At 58.8% G+C, this 19,314-nt stretch carries 15 protein-coding genes and 2 pseudogenes; 3 read left to right on the plus strand and 14 right to left on the minus strand.

Going from position 1 to position 19,314, the window contains the following annotated elements; translation table 11 throughout:
* The first annotated feature begins 105 nt into the window (after window positions 1–105).
* Both RHM68_RS09940 and cysS read left to right on the plus strand, forming a co-directional pair.
* Window positions 106–1,806, plus strand: coding sequence for a glutamine--tRNA ligase/YqeY domain fusion protein (locus RHM68_RS09940; RefSeq protein ID WP_322222429.1), 1,701 nt, complete (start codon window positions 106–108; stop codon window positions 1,804–1,806).
* Window positions 1,807–1,824: 18 nt separating this feature from the next.
* On the plus strand, window positions 1,825–3,207 hold the full coding sequence (cysS, locus tag RHM68_RS09945; protein WP_322223751.1) for a cysteine--tRNA ligase: 1,383 nt from the start codon (window positions 1,825–1,827) through the stop codon (window positions 3,205–3,207).
* A 78-nt stretch (window positions 3,208–3,285) separates the two neighbouring features.
* Here the strand turns inward: cysS and RHM68_RS09950 are convergent, their stop codons facing one another.
* Window positions 3,286–4,158 carry an undecaprenyl-diphosphate phosphatase gene (locus RHM68_RS09950; RefSeq protein WP_322222431.1) on the minus strand — a complete coding sequence of 291 codons (873 nt, stop codon included), beginning with the start codon at window positions 4,156–4,158 and terminating at the stop codon, window positions 3,286–3,288.
* A 340-nt stretch (window positions 4,159–4,498) separates the two neighbouring features.
* Between RHM68_RS09950 and RHM68_RS09955 the strand changes: the two are divergent.
* Window positions 4,499–4,954, plus strand: a pseudogene (locus tag RHM68_RS09955) (group II intron reverse transcriptase/maturase); the annotation flags it as partial.
* Window positions 4,955–5,196: 242 nt separating this feature from the next.
* On the opposite strand, the gene RHM68_RS09960 reads toward RHM68_RS09955, so the two are convergent.
* The 13 genes and pseudogenes from RHM68_RS09960 to nuoG all read right to left on the minus strand — a co-directional run bounded on the left by RHM68_RS09960 (window position 5,197) and on the right by nuoG (window position 19,297).
* Window positions 5,197–6,078, minus strand: coding sequence for an alpha/beta fold hydrolase (locus RHM68_RS09960; RefSeq protein ID WP_322222433.1), 882 nt, complete (start codon window positions 6,076–6,078; stop codon window positions 5,197–5,199).
* A complete protein-coding gene (locus tag RHM68_RS09965) occupies window positions 6,078–6,977 on the minus strand; it encodes a class I SAM-dependent methyltransferase (RefSeq protein WP_322222435.1) in 900 nt (299 codons plus the stop codon). The genes RHM68_RS09960 and RHM68_RS09965 overlap by 1 nt, the downstream gene beginning before the upstream one ends.
* Window positions 6,974–8,209: a YcaO-like family protein gene (locus RHM68_RS09970; protein WP_322222437.1), complete on the minus strand. Its 1,236-nt coding sequence runs from the start codon at window positions 8,207–8,209 to the stop codon at window positions 6,974–6,976. The genes RHM68_RS09965 and RHM68_RS09970 overlap by 4 nt, the downstream gene beginning before the upstream one ends.
* A gap of 43 nt (window positions 8,210–8,252) precedes the next feature.
* Window positions 8,253–8,381, minus strand: a complete 129-nt coding sequence (locus RHM68_RS09975) for a hypothetical protein (protein WP_322222439.1) — start codon at window positions 8,379–8,381, stop codon at window positions 8,253–8,255.
* Window positions 8,382–8,865: 484 nt separating this feature from the next.
* Window positions 8,866–9,216, minus strand: a pseudogene (locus tag RHM68_RS09980) (transposase); the annotation flags it as partial.
* An 86-nt stretch (window positions 9,217–9,302) separates the two neighbouring features.
* Window positions 9,303–10,766 (minus strand): NADH-quinone oxidoreductase subunit NuoN, encoded by a 1,464-nt coding sequence (gene nuoN / locus RHM68_RS09985; protein ID WP_322222441.1) that lies wholly within the window; start codon window positions 10,764–10,766, stop codon window positions 9,303–9,305.
* Window positions 10,767–10,773: 7 nt separating this feature from the next.
* Window positions 10,774–12,306 carry an NADH-quinone oxidoreductase subunit M gene (gene nuoM / locus RHM68_RS09990; protein ID WP_322222443.1) on the minus strand — a complete coding sequence of 511 codons (1,533 nt, stop codon included), beginning with the start codon at window positions 12,304–12,306 and terminating at the stop codon, window positions 10,774–10,776.
* A 39-nt stretch (window positions 12,307–12,345) separates the two neighbouring features.
* Window positions 12,346–14,199: an NADH-quinone oxidoreductase subunit L gene (nuoL, locus tag RHM68_RS09995; RefSeq protein ID WP_322222445.1), complete on the minus strand. Its 1,854-nt coding sequence runs from the start codon at window positions 14,197–14,199 to the stop codon at window positions 12,346–12,348.
* Complete coding sequence (gene nuoK, locus RHM68_RS10000; protein WP_322222447.1) at window positions 14,196–14,504, minus strand: NADH-quinone oxidoreductase subunit NuoK; 309 nt, start codon at window positions 14,502–14,504, stop codon at window positions 14,196–14,198. Before nuoK ends, nuoL begins: the two co-directional genes overlap by 4 nt.
* Window positions 14,505–14,507: 3 nt before the next feature.
* On the minus strand, window positions 14,508–15,008 hold the full coding sequence (gene nuoJ, locus RHM68_RS10005) for an NADH-quinone oxidoreductase subunit J (protein ID WP_322222449.1): 501 nt from the start codon (window positions 15,006–15,008) through the stop codon (window positions 14,508–14,510).
* A gap of 9 nt (window positions 15,009–15,017) precedes the next feature.
* Window positions 15,018–15,566, minus strand: a complete 549-nt coding sequence (nuoI, locus tag RHM68_RS10010) for an NADH-quinone oxidoreductase subunit NuoI (protein ID WP_322222451.1) — start codon at window positions 15,564–15,566, stop codon at window positions 15,018–15,020.
* 12 nt (window positions 15,567–15,578) lie between these two features.
* Window positions 15,579–16,586 (minus strand): NADH-quinone oxidoreductase subunit NuoH, encoded by a 1,008-nt coding sequence (gene nuoH / locus RHM68_RS10015; protein WP_322222452.1) that lies wholly within the window; start codon window positions 16,584–16,586, stop codon window positions 15,579–15,581.
* Complete coding sequence (gene nuoG, locus RHM68_RS10020) at window positions 16,583–19,297, minus strand: NADH-quinone oxidoreductase subunit NuoG (RefSeq protein ID WP_322222454.1); 2,715 nt, start codon at window positions 19,295–19,297, stop codon at window positions 16,583–16,585. Before nuoG ends, nuoH begins: the two co-directional genes overlap by 4 nt.
* Between the last annotated feature and the right edge of the window lie 17 nt (window positions 19,298–19,314).

Below are 19,314 nucleotides of genomic sequence, written 5' to 3' on the forward strand. Positions count from 1 at the left end.
GTTTTAGGACCTGCTCTGTCAGGTGCTTGAACGCATCGGCTATGATAGCGGCTTTGTTTTGTCTGGCCCTTCTTGTGGCCGCGCACTTGTCTGTTCAAGGATCCTATGAGCAAGCCCACTGTCGACCCTACCTCGAATTCCAAGACTGGCCCTGCCGTGCCGGTCAATTTCCTGCGCCCGATCATCCAGGCGGACCTGGACTCGGGTAAGCACACGCAGATCGTCACCCGTTTCCCGCCTGAGCCCAATGGTTACCTGCACATCGGTCACGCCAAGTCGATTTGTGTGAACTTCGGCCTGGCCCAGGAGTTTGGCGGCGTCACGCACCTGCGCTTCGACGACACCAACCCGGCCAAGGAAGACCAGGAGTACATTGACGCGATTGAAAGCGACGTCAAATGGCTGGGCTTCGAATGGTCCGGAGAAGTGCGCTACGCCTCGCAATATTTTGACCAGTTGCACGATTGGGCCGTCGAGTTGATCAAGGCCGGCAAGGCCTACGTCGATGATCTTAGCCCGGAACAAGCCAAGGAATACCGTGGCAGCCTGACCGAACCAGGCAAGAACAGCCCGTTCCGCGGCCGCTCCGTAGAAGAAAACCTCGACTGGTTTGCCCGCATGAAGGCTGGCGAATTCCAGGACGGCGCACGTGTACTGCGGGCCAAGATCGACATGGCTTCGCCGAACATGAACCTGCGTGATCCGATCATGTATCGCATCCGTCACGCTCACCACCACCAGACCGGTGACAAGTGGTGCATCTACCCGAACTACGACTTCACTCACGGTCAGTCGGACGCCATCGAAGGCATCACCCATTCGATCTGCACCCTGGAGTTCGAAAGCCATCGTCCGCTGTACGAGTGGTTCCTCGACGCTTTGCCAGTGCCGGCACACCCGCGTCAGTACGAATTCAGCCGCCTGAACCTGAACTACACGATCACCAGCAAGCGCAAGCTCAAGCAACTGGTCGATGAAAAGCACGTGTTCGGCTGGGACGATCCGCGCATGTCCACGCTGTCGGGCTTCCGCCGCCGTGGCTACACGCCTGCGTCGATCCGCAATTTCTGCGACATGGTCGGCACCAACCGTTCTGACGGCGTTGTCGATTTCGGCATGCTCGAGTTCAGCATCCGTCAGGATCTGGACCAGAACGCTCCGCGCGCCATGTGCGTGCTGCGCCCGTTGAAGGTGGTGATCACCAACTACCCGGAAGATCAGGTCGAGAACCTCGAACTGCCGCGTCATCCGCAGAAAGAAGAACTAGGCGTGCGCAAGCTGCCGTTCGCCCGTGAAATCTACATCGACCACGATGACTTCATGGAAGAGCCGCCAAAAGGCTACAAACGCCTTGAACCCAACGGCGAAGTGCGTCTGCGCGGCAGCTACGTGATCCGCGCCGACGAAGCGATCAAGGACGCCGATGGCAATATCGTCGAGCTGCGCTGCTCCTACGACCCGCAAACGCTGGGCAAGAACCCTGAAGGTCGCAAGGTCAAAGGCGTGGTTCACTGGGTGCCGGCGGCGGCCAGCGTCGAGTGCGAAGTGCGCCTGTACGATCGTCTGTTCCGTTCGGCCAACCCTGAGAAGGCCGAAGACAGCGCCAGTTTCCTGGACAACATCAACCCTGACTCGCTGCAAGTTCTTACCGGTTGTCGTGCTGAACCCTCGCTGGGCAATGCACAGCCGGAAGACCGTTTCCAGTTCGAGCGCGAAGGTTACTTCTGCGCGGATATCAAGGACTCGAAACCGGGCGCTCCGGTATTCAACCGTACCGTGACCTTGCGTGATTCGTGGGGCCAGTGATTCCAGGAAATGACTAAAGTGCTATCGATCTACAACACGCTCACCAAGAGCAAAGAAGTCTTCAAACCGCTGGATGGCAACAATGTGCGCATGTACGTCTGCGGGATGACCGTGTACGACTACTGCCACATTGGCCACGGCCGCAGCATGGTCGCGTTTGACCTGGTGACCCGCTGGTTGCGGTTCAGCGGTTACAACCTGACTTACGTGCGCAACATCACCGATATCGAAGACAAGATCATCAATCGGGCCAAGGAGAACGGCGAGCCGTTCGACGTGCTGACCGAGCGCATGATCACCGCGATGCATGAGGACGAGGCACGCCTCAACATCCTCAAGCCGGACATGGAGCCGCGGGCCACCGATCATATTCCGGGCATGCTAAGCATGATCCAGACCCTGATCGACAAGGGTTACGCCTACGCACCGGGCAATGGCGACGTGTATTACCGCGTCGCCAAGTTCATGGGATACGGCAAGCTGTCGCGCAAAAAAATCGAAGACCTGCGCATCGGCGCCCGCATCGAAGTCGACGAGTCGAAACAGGACCCGCTGGACTTCGTGCTGTGGAAAGGCGTCAAACCGGGCGAGCCGAGCTGGGAATCACCATGGGGCGCGGGGCGTCCGGGCTGGCACATCGAGTGCTCGGTGATGTCGACCTGCTGCCTGGGCGAAACCTTCGACATTCATGGCGGCGGCAGCGACCTTGAGTTCCCGCACCATGAAAACGAAATTGCCCAGAGCGAAGCCGCGACCGGCAAGGCCTACGCTAACGCGTGGATGCATTGCGGCATGATTCGCATCAATGGCGAGAAGATGTCCAAGTCCTTGAACAACTTCTTCACCATCCGCGATGTGCTTGAAAAGTACCACCCGGAAGTCGTGCGTTACCTGCTGGTGTCGAGCCACTACCGCAGCGCCATCAACTACTCGGAAGACAACCTCAAGGACGCCAAAGGCGCACTCGAGCGTTTCTACCACGCGCTGAAAGGTCTGCCGAACGTGGCGCCGGCCGGGGGCGAGGCGTTTGTCGAGCGTTTCACTCAGGTGATGAACGACGACTTCGGCACGCCGGAAGCCTGTGCGGTGCTGTTCGAGATGGTCCGCGAAATCAACCGTCTGCGCGAGAGCGATCTCAATGCAGCGGCAGGTCTGGCGGCACGCTTGAAGGAACTGGCCAGCGTGCTGGGTGTGTTGCAGCTCGAAGCCGATGACTTTTTGCAGGCTGGCGCTGCAGGCCGGGTTGACGCGGCTGAGGTTGATGCGCTGATTCAGGCGCGTCTGGCAGCACGTGCTGGTAAAGACTGGGCCGAATCCGACCGCATCCGCGACCAGCTCACCGCCATGGGCGTGGTGCTGGAAGACGGCAAGGGCGGCACAACTTGGCGTCTGGCTGACTGATTGGGTTATTCGTTACAAACAAAAACCCGCCTTGTGCGGGTTTTTTTTGGGGCGTAGCGCTATGGTCGTTGCGGTGACTTAGCTCAAGAGTCCGGTACTGACAGCCACAATCAGGAAAATCCCCAGCGCCGCGCGGTAAATCACAAACGGCCAGGTGGAGAACTTTTCCAGGAACTTCATCAGGCCCCAGATGGCGAAGAACGCCGAGACACTGGCGACTACCAGACCAAAAATCAGATGGGCCCAGGCCTCCGCCGGGAGCTGCGCATGGAACAACACCCACAGTTCTTTGAGGCCGGCCAAAGCGATAGCGGGCAGACCCAGCAGGAACGAAAAGCGCGCTGCTTCTTCGCGCTTGAAGTTGAGGAACAATGCAGCGGTCAGGGTTGAGCCGGAACGGGAAACCCCAGGGATCAGCGCCCCGACTTGAGCAATACCGACAATCAACGCATCCCGCAGGCGCATTTCGCCAACGGTGCGGCGGTGCCGGCAACTGAGTTCGGCAGCGGCCATTAGAACGGCCATCACCACGCATGAAATCCCGATCACCATCAGGCCTCTCAACGGCGAGTTGCAGGCATTGAGCGTCGATGACAAGGCAAGCCCTGCGATACCAATCGGAATGGTCGCCAGCACGATGGCAACGGCCAGCTTGAACCACTGGTTGTTGTAATCTCCCTGGCGCACGGCGCCTACACTGCCGGTAACAACCTGCCTCACATCCCGCCAGAAGTAACTGACCACCGCCGCCAGTGCGGCCAGTTGCATGGCGGCGGAAAACGCCGAGCCAGGATCAGGCCAGCCAAGCAGGGCGGGTACGATTCGCATGTGCGCAGTGGAAGACACGGGTAACAGCTCGGTGATGCCTTGAATGATGCCCAGGATGCCGATTTGCAGGTAATCCAGAGAGGCGAAGCCGATATCAAGGCCGGCGGAACAGATGTTTGTCAAAGCACTTATCCTGTGAGAATAAGAGGGGAGGGAGGTGTTTGGTTCAAGACAAGCAGGTCTAAACGCAGAAACATTTCGTCACGTTTAGCTGGCGCAGTCAACTCACGGATAGGCGCAGGTGTTTTGCAGAACAAAATTTGCATTGAACGCTCGCCAATCGACAACGGATTAGTCCCCCCCGGTGGTGGAGTCAGGAGGGGAAATCAATAAAAACCCAAACGCAAAAACGGCCCCCGAAGGTGCCGTTTATGTTATGCGCCCAGCATGGGCGCAATCTTGCGGGTGAAAGTCCCGCCGTAAGCTGGCCACAGCGAACGAAGTGAAGCGCAACTGCATGAGGGTGCGCTATGCCGACGATGCGAACGTCTATGTTCGCAGCCGGAAGGCAGGCGAGTGAGTCATGGCCCTGCTCAGGCGTCTGTATGAGAAGCTGCACTTGAGTGTCAACGAGAGCAAAAGTGCGGTGGCCAGTGCGTTTGGTCGCAAGTTTCTGGGCCACGCTTTCTGGGCATCTCCACAAGGCGTCAAAAGAGCAGTGGCGGTCAAGGCGCGCAAGCAGTTCAAACAGCGGATACGCGAACTCACTCGTCGCTCAGGCGGTCGCAGTATGCGACAGGTTGTCGAGAACCGTGGGACGACGATCTATCACGAACTGCGGGCCTTGGAAGCCAGCAGTCAATCCGCCCGGAAAGTAGCGGCCAATTCGTGTAGCTGGTGGCGTAACAGCCGCTTTGAGCTGAATCGTGTGCTGGATATTGCGTGGTTCGACAGGCTGGGACTGGTGCGACTCTCATAACCTCAATCTCTCGAACCGCCCGGTGCGGACCCGCATGCCGGGTGGTGTTGCAGCGGAACGGCCTGTGAAGGCCGTCCCCTATGCCGATTGGTCTGCGCTTCTAATCCTACACCTTGAACAAACGCTCGACGCTGACTCGCGACAGACTGCTGCCCAGCAAATTGTTGGCCCGACGGTTGCTAAAACGAATTGCTGAAATCGTGGGTGAATGCGCGTAAGTAAAACAGCGCCGTAACCTTGTTTTACTGCACCTTCGGAAGCCGTTTTTTGTTAGTGCCGCAGCCTCGCTTCAGTGAGTGACGCACCGTTTTCACGATCGCCCGGTCGAAAGCGTTATGCCCGGCGTGAAGCAATCGACAACGTATGCTTTGGCGTTGACGAAGCCAGCGCAGGCTCGCCATGCCAAAACGGTCTTTCGTGCCTTGTATGACTTCGGTGTTGGCATCGACGACCAGACCCTCGTCCGTATGGGTAAAGAAGTAGTGATTAACGTGGTAGTGCAATTCCAGGCGAATCGCCCGGACCGCTTCCTGGTCGGCGAAGTGTTCGAGTGCGCTTGGGTCCATCGATTGCCCGTTCAATTTTAAAATAGCCTTCAACCAGCCAATGGCAGCTTGACGTTGTTGTGCTTCGCAACCGTTGTTCAGGATCTGGTAGATCGAACGTGCGCGGGGCCCGGCTAAAGCATCGCTCAAGGTCTTGTCATAGGCGCGGACATTCTGCGCAAACGGCACAAATACCGACACCAGCGTGGTCTTCAGCAGGGCGTCCGGGTAGCGTTGCTGGTATTGAATGGCCAGCCAACTGCCCCAGGAGACTCCCAATAAACTGATTTTTTGGAAGCCGAAATATCGCCGCAGGGCATCGATGTCCTCGACGCATTGCCCAGTGTTGTTGTGTTGAAGCTGGCCTTGGGGCATCGAGCGACCGCCGCCGCGCTGGTCGAACAGGATGATGTCGAAACAGCACAAGTCGAAGAACTCCAGGTGATGGCGGGAACTGCGACCTCCCGGGCCCCCGTGCAGGAAAAATACCGGTTCGGTGCCGGGTGTGCCATGCCGCTCCCAATAGAGCTGGTGGCCATCACAGGTCGGGAAGTAGCCAATGTTCGGGGAAGTCAGCATCAGGCAGGAACCCGTAGCTGATAAAACTCGAACAGCTCTGATTGTCCTTCACGGGCGGCGACGCTAGAGATGAGGTGCAGTTTGAGTGTCTGCGCAAGGTAGGGCATGGCGAGCAGTACCGGTGTGTGACCGAAAATCAGTAGCGTACCGCCCGGTTTTACACAGGGAATCAGGGCCTGCAATGTCCGCTGCGCTTGCTTGCGGGTCATGACTTCGGCGTTGAGGAAGCGAGCGATTAACACATCACAGCGAATGCCTGTCGAGGCGATATTGCAGGCATCGCTCAAGAAAAAATCGACAGATGAACAACCGTGACGGAGCTTGGCATGGTCGATCATCGACGGCGAACGATCAGACCCCAGGCAGCGGCGATCCGGGAGTTCTCGGGCTAGGTGGGCAATGAACTCACCCGTCGAACAGGCTGGGTCATGGATCACCGCGCCGGGGCTCGCCATCGTTTTGAGCAAGGTCGCGCAGTACTGGCGCAAATGCGTTTCGTCGGCATCCAGCTGCTTGGCGAGCGACTCGTCGCAGTGCCAGTACTGCAAAGGGCACACCTCTTCCAGCCCGGCGTCATCAACGACCGGAAACGGGAAGCAGATCTCGCTGTCAGGTTGAGCCTGTGCGATGTTGAAGGTTGTTTCTTTATCTTGCAGGGTGACCTGCCGAAAATAGACGGCGACGCCTTCATTGCTCCAATGCAGTTGCGTGAGCGGTCCGAGCAACATCCACGGTTTGAGCAGGCTGCTGATGTAGCGCCCGCCACAGTGATCCTGTTGCAGGATTTTTCGGCCAACCCAGTCGCTGCCGTTTACTCGCAAGACAAACAGATGATGCAATCCGGGGCCCAGAGGTTCGAGGTGGCGATTGAGCTCGCCGGCTTCAAATTGTGTGTTCATTGCGCGCCCCTGTATTTGTTTTCCAGGCGCCGTCCCCGGGCTTGAGCGACTACGACATTGCCGCTGGATACCACAAAAAAGCGTTCCAACCCCGGAATCACAACGTTGACCAACGTGGTGCCAAGTGCAGTCCGGTGAACGCGTGAAATACCCAGAGAACGCCCATGGCGGAGCAGGTCTTTGGCCAGCAGGTCAATCTGCTCGGCTAAGGGTTGTTCAATAGCCGCTTCGGGCAACTCAACGGTTTGTTGTTCACACAGTTGCAGCAGCGGGTAGGGATCGAATCGCAGGCAACGCAGTAAGCGGGGGAAGTTCATTAAATGACGTTGGGCATTGCTCAGATAGTGGTTGAGTTCAGGCTCCAAGGCCGTGTGATGCAACTGAACCAGTTCGGTCAGGGCGCGCCACGCACCGTGTCGGGCGTTGAGGGAGCAGCCGCTGCCGAAGACCTTGGGAAGGGGGCCAGGCGTGGTAGAAAAGGCCAGGAAAGTTCGCGCCAGGAACTCGCTGCTGATATCGACAAGCACAATGCCCGACCCGATTTCTGCTTCGGCGTCCGACCACAGTCGGCCCAGCGCTTCATGATCGGCGGGCCTTGCAACAAGACGCAGGGGCGCGTGGTTTTCGTAGTAAAACTGATCCAGCAGAAACAACGACACTGCATCGCGTTCGATGCATTCATTCGTCGCGTGCAGGACCGCCTCGTTGTCAGTAGCGCCAATCGCTGTTCCGCTGTTGCTGGCATAACGTTGCAGAGCGCGATAGTTGGTGGTGTCTTGAGGCAGGGGCTGACGTGAATAGCCTGGGATGCACAGCGCCATTGGGTAATAAAACGAAGCGTGTGTAATGGCGTCGGTGAACGTCCGGCATGCGGTCACGGCGTCGAGTTGTGCGGTGATAAGAGACAGTACGCTATCGTCGGCGAAGAGTGGCTTCTGGGAAAAATACTGAGGATTCAGATAGTCAATGCCCGGGCCAGTGAAGTGCTCACTCAAGTAGTGTTCCAGGGTTTCGTACAGCGCGCCGATACGGGCAGGTTGCGGGTATCCCTTGCCCGCCCCCCTGGCGATGCGAGGAGGGTCGGTCGCACTGACGGCGGCCTGCACCGCGACGATCCGCTGACCGAGTGTGCGGGTCTCGACGCTGAGTCCCAATGCCTCCAGATCCGCCAGTATTCGCTGTTCAGCCTGTTCCAGCGCCAGTTCTCGTTCGGCAATAGTGAACGTGTCCATGATTCGTTCCCTTGAGAAACGGGGGGCCATGGCCCCCCGATTGTTAGGCAGCTTCGAGCTCGTCTTGTTCGTCCTCGGTCAGTTGCAGTTCTTCAATTTGCTCGGCAGTAGGGGCTTCCTGCTGTTCAAGGTCGATCACTTTGTTGGCGTTCCAGGCACTCATGTAACCCATGATTAAACTCTCTTGTTAGTAGTTGGATGTGCTGTTTCGAACACGGAACGACTGTATAAGTCGGGCGTTGGCTTCGTCAAAAATGACGGGAAGTTTCAAAGTCGTCATTCAGGGGGGGCTGAAATATGTACATATCAATCTTCAGGTTGACTACTTTGGCATGACGATATGAGCCGTTTTCAAAAGGTGATGTCGCGTTTCTTGTGGCCTGCGTCGAGCCATCAACGGTTGCCCGGTGACTGAAGTGTTTGGGTATGAAGCGAAAGTGTTAGAAACACTTACCGCCCCTCATGTTTTCCTCTCATGCAGCTGTGGGAGATTTCAGCGGCGTGCCCCGGGGCAATCGCAGTGTTTGAGCGTTTGGCACTTTTTCACGGCGCCTCCAATGACTTTTCCTATGGCGTTTGACGACACTTCAAAGAACCGCGCCCCGGCAGCCAAACGCAAAAAGGCGCCCGCACAGACTGTGTGAAAACACACTGAGCCTGAATTTGCTGTCATCGATGGCGACTAACTCACCGGCGATCAGACCGGCTGTGCGGCAAAACCGGACGAAGGCACGGTGCGTAGGCACAAAGGTGAGTTTGTTGTTTTTGCGAAAGTCAGCGATGGTTTTGAAGTCGGGCTTGAGCCGGTTGATCAACCCCATCACGTCGATGTTGCGCTGGCATTCAGCTTCGAGACGCCGCGATGAGCGAATCCGCGGGATATAACCGTAGAGTTAGAGTTTTAGCTGATCGGCAGGATTATAAGAGGGGCGAGCGGTGCTTTTGGGCAGTGCTTTATCGAAGCCGGCCACAACGAAAAATGCTCCATATTTTTCAATACGGAGCATTTTCTTTGAGCGCCTCGCAGATTACTGGGTTTTCACCCAATCTGCGAAGGTGCCGTTTCTGTTTTCTACCGAGTGTCGCTGAACGATTAACCCGCGAGCACGGCCTGCTGAACCAGGGTCAGCAACGGTTGTGGGTACAGCCCAATGAAGAACGCCAAAGCCGCGATGGCCAGTAGCATCACGCCGCCTGCTTTTTGCTCCCAGTGCAACTGTGCATCATGGCGACGCAGGTTCGGCTCGATCAGGTACAGGGTGACCATCACGCGCAGGTAGTAGAAGACGCCGATGGCGCTGCCCATTACCAGTGAACCGACCAGCCACCATTGGTGCGACTCGACACCGGTAGCAATGATGTAAAACTTGCCGATGAAGCCTGCGGTCAGCGGGATGCCGGCCAGGGACAGCATCATCACGGTCATGACAGCGGTCAGGTACGGACGGCGCCAGAACAGGCCACGGTATTCGTACAGGGCATCCGCGTCGCGCCCTTTATACGGCGACGACATCAGGGTGATCACACCGAAGGCGCCGAGGCTGGTGATCACGTAGGTGACCAGGTACACGCCGATGGCTTCCATGGCCAGACCCTTGCTCGCCACCAGAGCAATCAACAGGTAACCGAAGTGCGCGATGGACGAGTAACCCAGCAGTCGCTTGAGGTTGCTCTGGGTCAGTGCCAACAGGTTGCCGAACAGGATCGAGGCGACCGCAATCACGCTTAGCACGGTGCTCAGCACACCACTGCTGGCAGCCGGCGAGATCTGGAACAAACGCACCATGACCGCAAAGACCGCGACCTTGGACGCGGTGGCAAGGAACGCCGCCACTGGCGCCGGAGCCCCCTCGTAAACGTCCGGGGTCCAGAGGTGGAACGGCACCAGCGACAGCTTGAACGCCAGACCGATCAGCATCATGCCCAGGCCCATTTGCGCCAGCGAGCTTGGCAGGCCGGTGGCCGCCAGGGCCTGGCCAATGCCGACGAAGCTCAGGGAGCCTGCGTCAGCGTAAAGCAGCGCCATACCGAACAACAGGAACGCAGAGCCGGCGGCCGACAGCACCATGTACTTGATGCCGGCTTCCAGCGAACGTTTGTTGAAGAAGGCGTAAGCCACCAGACCGTAGACCGGCACCGACAAGAGTTCCAGGCCGATGAACAAACCGGCCAGGTGCTGCGCGCTGACCAGAACCAGGCCACCGGCGGCGGCCATCAGAATCAGCAAGTACAGTTCTTCGCGGTTGCCAGGGTAACCCGTGCCGCCATCGCCAAGGTAGGCGTGGGCGAGGGTGACACAGGCGAGGGTGGCGACCAGGATCAGCGCCATGTACAGACAGGCGAAACTATCGATTTGCAGCAGTGGGGTCACGGCCAGAGGCGCGACTTTCAAGGCTGGCAGGATCGACAGCAATGCCAGGTTCAGGCCCGCCACGGAAATCAGGAAGGTCTGCGAGTGGTTGCGGCGCCAGGCGATGGCCAGCATCACCACGATGATCGTGGCGGTGGTGATCAACAACGGCGCGAGCGCGATAAAGTGTTGAGTCGTGAATTCCATAGCGCTCTTACCGGGCCGAAGCGAGTTGAGTGAAGGCGGTGCCGAGCCACTGCTGCACGCCATGCATCGTCGCGGCAGAAGTGTCGAGGAACGGTTGCGGGTACACGCCGATGTAAATCAGCAGCATCGCAAGGCCGACCACCATGATCAGTTCACGCGCATCCATGCCATGCAACACCGCGTCCGATTTTGACGGCCCGAAGTACGCACGGTGAATCATGATCAGCGAGTAAACCGAACCGAACACCAGACCGGACGTGGCAATCGCAGTGATCCATGGCGCACTGGCGAAAGTGCCGATCAGGATCAGGAACTCTCCGACAAAGTTACCGGTCCCCGGCAAGCCCAGGGACGCGGCTGCAAAGAACAGGCTGATGGCCGGCAGGTAGGCGATCTTCGACCACAAGCCGCCCATTTCACGCATGTCGCGGGTGTGGGTGCGCTCGTACAGTTGACCACTGAGGATAAACAGTGCCGCCGCCGACACACCGTGCGCCAACATCTGGATTACCGCGCCTTGCAGCGCCAGTTGGCTGCCGGAGTAGATGCCGATCAGCACGAAACCCATGTGGGAAACGGATGAGAAGGCAATCAGACGCTTGATGTCGGTTTGGGCAAAGGCCAGGAATGCACCGTAGAAGATCCCGATCAGACCAAGGGTCATGGCGATCGGCGCAAACTCGGCCGAGGCATTCGGGAATAACGGCAGGGCAAAACGCAGCAGACCGTAAGCCGCCGTCTTCAACAAGATACCGGCCAAGTCGACCGAACCGGCGGTCGGTGCCTGGGCGTGAGCGTCAGGCAACCAGGAGTGGAACGGTACAACCGGCAGCTTCACCGCGAACGCGATGAAGAAGCCGAGCATCAGGATGTACTCGGTGGTGAGCGACATCTTGGTTTTCAGCAGGTCGGCGTAGTTGAAGGTAATCACGCCAGTGCTGTTGAAGTTGACCAGTACCAGACCGAGGATCGCCACCAACATGATCAGGCCGGACGCCTGAGTGAAGATGAAGAACTTGGTCGCCGCGTAGATCCGGGTTTTCTTGCCGTCCGAAGAACTGTGACCCCAGAGCGCGATGAGGAAGTACATCGGCACCAGCATCATTTCCCAGAAGAAGAAGAACATGAACAGGTCGAGGGCGAGGAACACGCCGACGACACCGCCCAGGATCCACATCAGGTTCAAGTGGAAGAAGCCAACATGCCGCTGGATCTCTTTCCACGAGCAGAGTACCGAGAGGATACCCAGCAGACCGGTCAGCAGGATCATCAACAGCGACAGACCATCGAGCGCCAGATGCACGCTGATGCCGAAGCGCTGGATCCAGATGTGCTTGAACTCAAGCGCCCAGGTCGGATCGGCGCCCGGCGCCGGAGCAAATGAATAGTTACCGTGGGCCCACAGCCAGAGGCCGAGCGCGAGTTCCAGGGTCATGGTCAACAGCGCAATCCAGCGAGGGAGGGTGGCGCCGAAGCGTTCACCCATCCAGCACAGCAGGCCGCCGATGAAGGGGATCAGGATTAGCCAAGGCAGAATCATGACGGGCTCGTTTCCTTTCGCAAGTTCGCAAGGTTCATATCAGACCGCTACCAGCACGATGGCGCCGATAACCAGCACGGCACCAGCAGCCATCGAGGCGGCATACCAACGCAATTGACCGGTCTCGGTGCGGCTCAGGACGGTGTGACCGCCTTTGGCCATACGCGGAATCAGACCGATGGTCTGGTCGAGTGGGTCTTTGCGCAGTACATGGCTGATCGCAAGGTACGGCTTGACGAACAGTTTGTCGTAGATCCAGTCGAAGCCCCAGGCAGCGAACCACCAGGCTGACAGGAAGCGGCCAATACCGCTGTTAGCGATGGCGGTGACGAAACGCCGCTTGCCGAGGAACAGCAACGCGGCCAGCAGGATACCGGCCAGGGCGATGGCGCCCGAGGCGATTTCCAGGCTGTGCTTGGCTTCGCCGCCGGCATGGCCGACGCTCTCTGGCAACACGCCGTGCAGCGGTGGAACGATCATCGCGCCGACAAAAGTCGACAGCACGATCAGCACCGACAGGGGCAGCCAATGAGCGATGCCGTGACCGGCGTGGGCTTCGGTCTTCGCTTCACCGTGGAACGCGATGAAGATCAGGCGGAAGGTGTACAGCGACGTCATGAACGCGCCGACCAGACCTGCATACAGCAGACCGTGGTTACCGCTGGCGAACGCTTCCCAGAGGATTTCGTCCTTGGAGTAGAAACCTGCGGTCACCAGTGGCAGGGCAGACAGTGCCGCACCGCCGACGATGAAACTGGTGTAGGCCAGTGGCAGCTTCTTCCACAGACCGCCCATCTTGAAGATGTTCTGCTCGTGGTGGCACGCAACGATCACCGCACCAGAGGCAAGGAACAACAACGCTTTGAAGAAGGCGTGGGTCATCAGGTGGAAGATCGCGCCTTCCCAGGCACCTACGCCCAGCGCCAGGAACATGTAGCCGATCTGGCTCATGGTCGAGTAGGCGAGGATGCGTTTGATGTCGGTCTGGACCAGTGCGGCAAAACCGGCGAGTACCAGGGTTACACCGCCAACAATGCCGACCAGATGCAGGATGTCCGGCGCCAGGGCGAACAAACCGTGAGTACGGGCAATCAGGTAAACGCCGGCGGTCACCATGGTGGCGGCGTGGATCAGTGCCGACACCGGGGTAGGACCAGCCATCGCATCCGCCAGCCAGGTTTGCAGTGGCAGTTGCGCGGATTTACCGACAGCGCCGCCCAGCAGCATCAGGGTCGCCAGCACAATCCAGAAGTCGCCGACCTTGAAGTGCTCAGGCGCCTTGACCAGCAGTTCCTGGATGTTCAGCGTGCCCAGCTGTTGGAACAGGATGAACAGGCCGATGGCCATGAACACGTCACCGATACGGGTGACGATAAAGGCTTTGAGAGCGGCGTTACCGTTGTTGCGGTTGCTGTAGTAGAAACCGATCAACAGGTACGAGCACAGGCCCACGCCTTCCCAGCCGAAGTACAGGAACAACAGGTTATCGCCCAGGATCAGGAACAGCATGCTGGCGATAAACAGGTTGGTGTACGCGAAGAAGCGCGAGTAACCGTCTTCACCGCGCATGTACCACGACGCGAACAGGTGGATCAGGAAGCCAACGCCTACCACGACACCGAGCATGGTGACCGACAGGCCATCCAGGTACAGCGCGAAGTTCGGCTTAAAGCCTTCCACCGCCATCCACTGCCACAACACCTGGGTGTAGTGACCGCCTTCTGGCGGGGCGACGTTGAATTGCCAGATCACGTAAGCCGCGACAATGGCAGACAGGCCAATGGAACCGACGCCAATCAGCGCCGAAAGGTTTTCCGAAAAGCGGCCGCGTGAGAACGACAGCAGCAGGAAACCTATAAGAGGGAATACGAACGTCAGATAGAGAAGATTCATCCGCGCATCTCGCTGGCAGCGTCGATATCGAGAGTGTGGAAGCGGCGATACAGCTGCAACAGAATCGCCAGACCAATACTGGCCTCGGCGGCTGCCAGGCTGATCACCAGGATGAACATGATCTGTCCATCCGGCTGACCCCAGCGGCTACCGGCAACGATGAAGGCCAGTGCGCAGGCATTCATCATGATCTCCAGGCTCATCAGCACGAAGAGAATGTTGCGGCGCACCATCAGGCCGACCAGACCGAGGCAGAACAGGATGCCGGCAACGGCTAATCCATGTTCGAGAGGGATAGCAGGCATGACTTACTCCTTAGCCTCGTTACGGCCCAAGTGGAACGCCGTGACGGCTGCGGCGAGCAGCAACATCGAGGCGAGTTCGACCACCAGCAGGTAAGGACCGAACAGGCTAATGCCCACGGCCTTGGCGTCTACAGTGGTGTGACCCAGTGCAGCGCCGCTCGAATGACTGAACAGCACATACAGCAGTTCACCCAGCAGCAATGCACCGAGCACCACTGGACCGAGCCAGATGCCCGGTTTGAGCCAGACGCGCTCTTGCTGAACCGAGGCGGGGCCAAGGTTCAGCATCATCACCACAAACACGAACAGCACCATGATGGCGCCAGCGTAAGCGATCACTTCCAGTACACCGGCAAACGGTGCGCCGAGGGCAAAGAACGTCATGGCCACGGCGATCAGCGAAATGATCAGGTAGAGCAGGGCATGCACGGGGTTGGTGTTGGTGATCACGCGAAGCGTGGACACTACAGCGATACCCGATGCGAAATAGAAAGCGAATTCCATCTTTCTTCCTTAAGGCAGCAAGCTCTTCACGTTGATCGGTTCGGCTTCATTTTGCGCGGCGCCTTTCGGCTTCCCGGCAATCGCCATACCTGCAACACGATAGAAGTTGTAATCAGGGTTTTTGCCGGGGCCGGAGATCAGCAGATCTTCTTTCTCGTAAACCAGGTCCTGACGTTTGAACTCGGCCATCTCGAAATCCGGTGTCAGCTGGATTGCGGTGGTCGGGCAGGCTTCCTCGCAGAGGCCACAGAAAATGCAGCGCGAGAAGTTGATGCGGAAGAACTCCGGATACCAGCGACCGTCGTCGGTTTCAGCTTTTTGCAGCGAGATGCAGCCGACCGGGCACGCGACGGCGCACAGGTTGCAAGCTACACAACGCTCTTCGCCGTCGGGGTCACGGGTGAGGACGATGCGGCCCCGGTAGCGCGGCGGCAGGTACACGGCTTCTTCCGGGTACTGCAACGTGTCGCGCTTGCGGAACGCGTGACCAAAAATCATCACCAGGCTGCGGAACTGGGTGTAGGTGCCGTGGATGATGTCAAAAATATACTTGAACATGATTCTCTATCCTCACTGAGCCGCGACGGCGGGCGTGTTGAGCAACACGATCGCAGCGGTCACCAGCATGTTGACGAGGGTCAGCGGCAGGCAGAACTTCCAGCTGAAGTCCATCACTTGGTCATACCGTGGGCGCGGAATCGAGGCGCGCAGCAGGATGAAGATCATGATGAAGAACGCGGTTTTCAGTGCGAACCAGATGAACGGGATCTGCGGCAGAATGCCGAATGGACCGTGCCAGCCACCAAAGAACAAGGTCACCAGCAGCGCCGAAATCAACACGATGCCGATGTACTCACCGACGAAGAACATGCCCCATTTCATGCCGGCGTATTCAATGTGGTAACCGTCAGCCAGTTCCTGCTCCGCTTCCGGCTGGTCGAACGGGTGACGGTGAGTCACGGCGACGCCAGCGATGAAGAAGGTAAAGAAACCGAAGATCTGCGGAATGATGAACCACAGGTGCTGGGCCTGGTAGTCAACGATGTCGCGCATGTTGAACGAACCGACCTGGATCACGATGCCCATCAACGACAGGCCCATGAACACTTCATACGACACGGTTTGTGCCGAGGCCCGCAAGCTGCCCAACAGGGCGAACTTGTTGTTACTCGACCAACCGGCGAACAACACCGCGTAGACCGACAGACCGGCCATGGCGAAGAAGAACAGAATGCCGATGTTCAGGTCCGCTACACCCCAGGTCGGGGTGATCGGGATGATGGCGAAGGCAATCAGCAAGGCACTCATGGCCACGACCGGCGCCAAGGTGAAAATCACCTTGTCGGCGAACGGCGGGGTCCAGTCTTCCTTGAAGAACATCTTGATCATGTCGGCGGCGATCTGAAACGCGCCGAACGGGCCGACGCGGTTCGGACCGTAACGGTCTTGCCAAAGGGCGAGCAACCGACGCTCGACCCAGCTCAGCAGCGCACCGCAAACCACCACGGCCAGCAGAATCACGATGGCCTTGACCACCGCGATGATCACGTCGATCACTTCAGGCGTGAACCAAGTCATTGAGCTGCCTCCTGCAGACCGTCAACGGTTTTGCCAAAGATTGCCGCTGGAATACCGGCAATGCCCGCAGGCAATGCCACCAGGCCGGCGCCCAGCTCTTCGTTGATGCGCAGCGGCAGACGCAAGGTCTGGCCTTCTACGGTCAAGCTCAGCAGGGCACCTTCGTTGACCCCTAGGCGATCGGCTTCCGATTTAGCCAAAGCGACGTAGGCGGCCGGGATGCGTTCCTGAACCGGCGCGGCTTTCGACGAGGTCTCTTCGCTGCCAAGCAGGTGGAAGAACGGCACGACTTGCCAGGTGCCTTGAGCCGGGTTGAACGCGCGCGGAACACTGGCGAACCAGTTCAGCGAATCACCGGTGCTTTCGATCAGGCGGGTGCCCGGATCGCCAGCACGGATGTGACCACCGACTTCGTCCTGGAACTTGTTCCAGGCTTGCGGCGAGTTCCAGCCCGGCGACCAGGCGAATGGCACTTGCTGACGCGGTTCAACCGAGCCCGAGTAACCTTCCATCGAGAAGGCAAACGCGGTGTCGTTGTCTTGCGGGGTACGCGGTTCGTGAACGCTGATGTCAGCGCGCATGGCGGTACGACCGGAGTAACGCAGCGGTTCGCGGGCCAGTTTCATGCCCTTGATACGGAACGCGGCGGACGGTGCAGCGTCAACGATGCGTGCCAGTTGCGGCGTGCTCGAAGCAACGGCAGCGGTGACGTGGTCCAGTTGGGTCCAGTCGATTGGCTGACCCAGCAAGGTAGCGCGCAGGGCATGCAGCCAGCGCCAGCCTTCGTGAACCAGGATGCTGGCGTCCATGTATTTCGGATCAAACACCTGGAAGAAGCGCTGGGCGCGGCCTTCCTGGCTAACCAACGTGCCGTCGCCTTCAGCGAAGCTGGCGGCGGGCAGAACCAGGTGCGCGCGATCGCTGGTAGCGGTCTTCTGATGGTCCGCCACGATCACCACTTTCGCGGCGTTCAGGGCAGCATCGACACGGGCTTTGTCGGTGCGGGTGTACAGATCGTTTTCCAGCACGACGATGGCGTCAGCACGGCCGTCGATGACCGCTTGCAGCGCGTCATCGACGGAGTTGCCGCCGAGCATGGCCAGGCCGAGGCTGTTGGCCTCTGGCACGATCAGGCTGATGGAGCCGTTCTTCTCGCGCAGCTTCAAGGCTTTGGCGATGTTCGCCGCCGCTTCGATCAGCGCTTTGGAACCCAACGACGTACCGGCAATGATCAGCGGACGCTTGGCGGCCAGCAGGGCATTGGCGATGCGTTGAGCCAGTTCAACGGCTTCCGCGTCCAGGCCTTCAACGGCCGGTGCGCTGGCGTCGAGGGCGTGAGCCACGGCGAAACCGATGCGGGCCAGGTCGTCTGGCGCGGCGTGAACGCATTCTTCAGCGATGTCGTCGAGCTTGGTTTCAGCCAGGCTGGCGATAAATAGCGGGTTCAGCGCGTGCTGGCCGATGTTTTTCACGGCAGCGTCGAGCCAAGGCTGAACGCGCATGGCGTCGGCCATGTCTTCGGCTTTGCCTTTGACTGACTGACGCAAGGACAGCGCCATACGGGCGGCGGTCTGGGTCAGGTCTTCGCCGAGGACGAAGATCGCGTCGTGGTCTTCGATATCGCGCATGTTCGGGATCGGTAGCGGGCTGTCTTTCAGCACCTGCATGACCAGACGAATGCGCTCCAGCTCGGCGGCTTCGATACCCGAGTAGAAGTGCTCGGCGCCAACCAGTTCGCGCAAGGCGAAGTTGCTTTCGAGGCTGGCGCGCGGCGAACCGATACCGACAATGTTGCGACCGCGCAGCAGCTCAGCGGCTTTATCCAACGCTTCGTCGAGGCTCAGCTTGGCGCCGTTGGCCAGCAATGGCTGGCGCGGGCGGTCTTCGCGGTTGACGTAGCCATAGCCGAAACGGCCACGGTCACACAGGAAATACTGGTTTACCGAACCGTTGAAACGGTTTTCGATACGGCGCAGTTCACCGTAGCGCTCGCCTGGGGAGATGTTGCAACCGCTGGAGCAGCCATGGCAGATGCTCGGTGAGAACTGCATGTCCCACTTGCGGTTGTAGCGCTCGGAGTGAGTCTTGTCGGTAAACACACCGGTCGGGCAGACCTCGGTGAGGTTGCCGGAGAACTCGCTCTCCAGTACGCCGTCTTCTACACGTCCGAAGTACACGTTGTCGTGTGCGCCGTATACCCCCAAGTCGGTGCCGCCTGCGTAATCCTTATAGAAACGCACGCAGCGGTAGCAAGCGATGCAGCGGTTCATTTCGTGGGAAATGAACGGGCCCAGTTGCTGGTTCTGGTGGGTACGCTTGGTGAAGCGGTAACGGCGCTCGTTGTGGCCGGTCATTACCGTCATGTCTTGCAGGTGGCAGTGACCGCCTTCTTCACAGACCGGGCAGTCGTGAGGGTGGTTGGTCATCAGCCATTCGACGACGCTGGCGCGAAACACTTTCGCTTCTTCGTCTTCGATGGAGATCCAGCTGCCGTCGGTGGCGGGCGTCATGCAGGACATGACGATCCGACCACGGGTGTCGTTGGCGTCGGTGTACTGCTTGACCGCGCACTGGCGGCAAGCGCCAACGCTGCCAAGGGCGGGGTGCCAGCAGAAATAAGGGATGTCGAGGCCTAGCGACAGACACGCCTGTAACAGGTTGTCTGCCCCATCGACTTCGAGCGCTTTGCCGTCTACGTGGATAGTGGCCATGGTTCAAAGTTCTTCGT

The sequence above is a fragment of the Pseudomonas sp. DC1.2 genome (assembly GCF_034351645.1).
Classification (GTDB): domain Bacteria; phylum Pseudomonadota; class Gammaproteobacteria; order Pseudomonadales; family Pseudomonadaceae; genus Aquipseudomonas.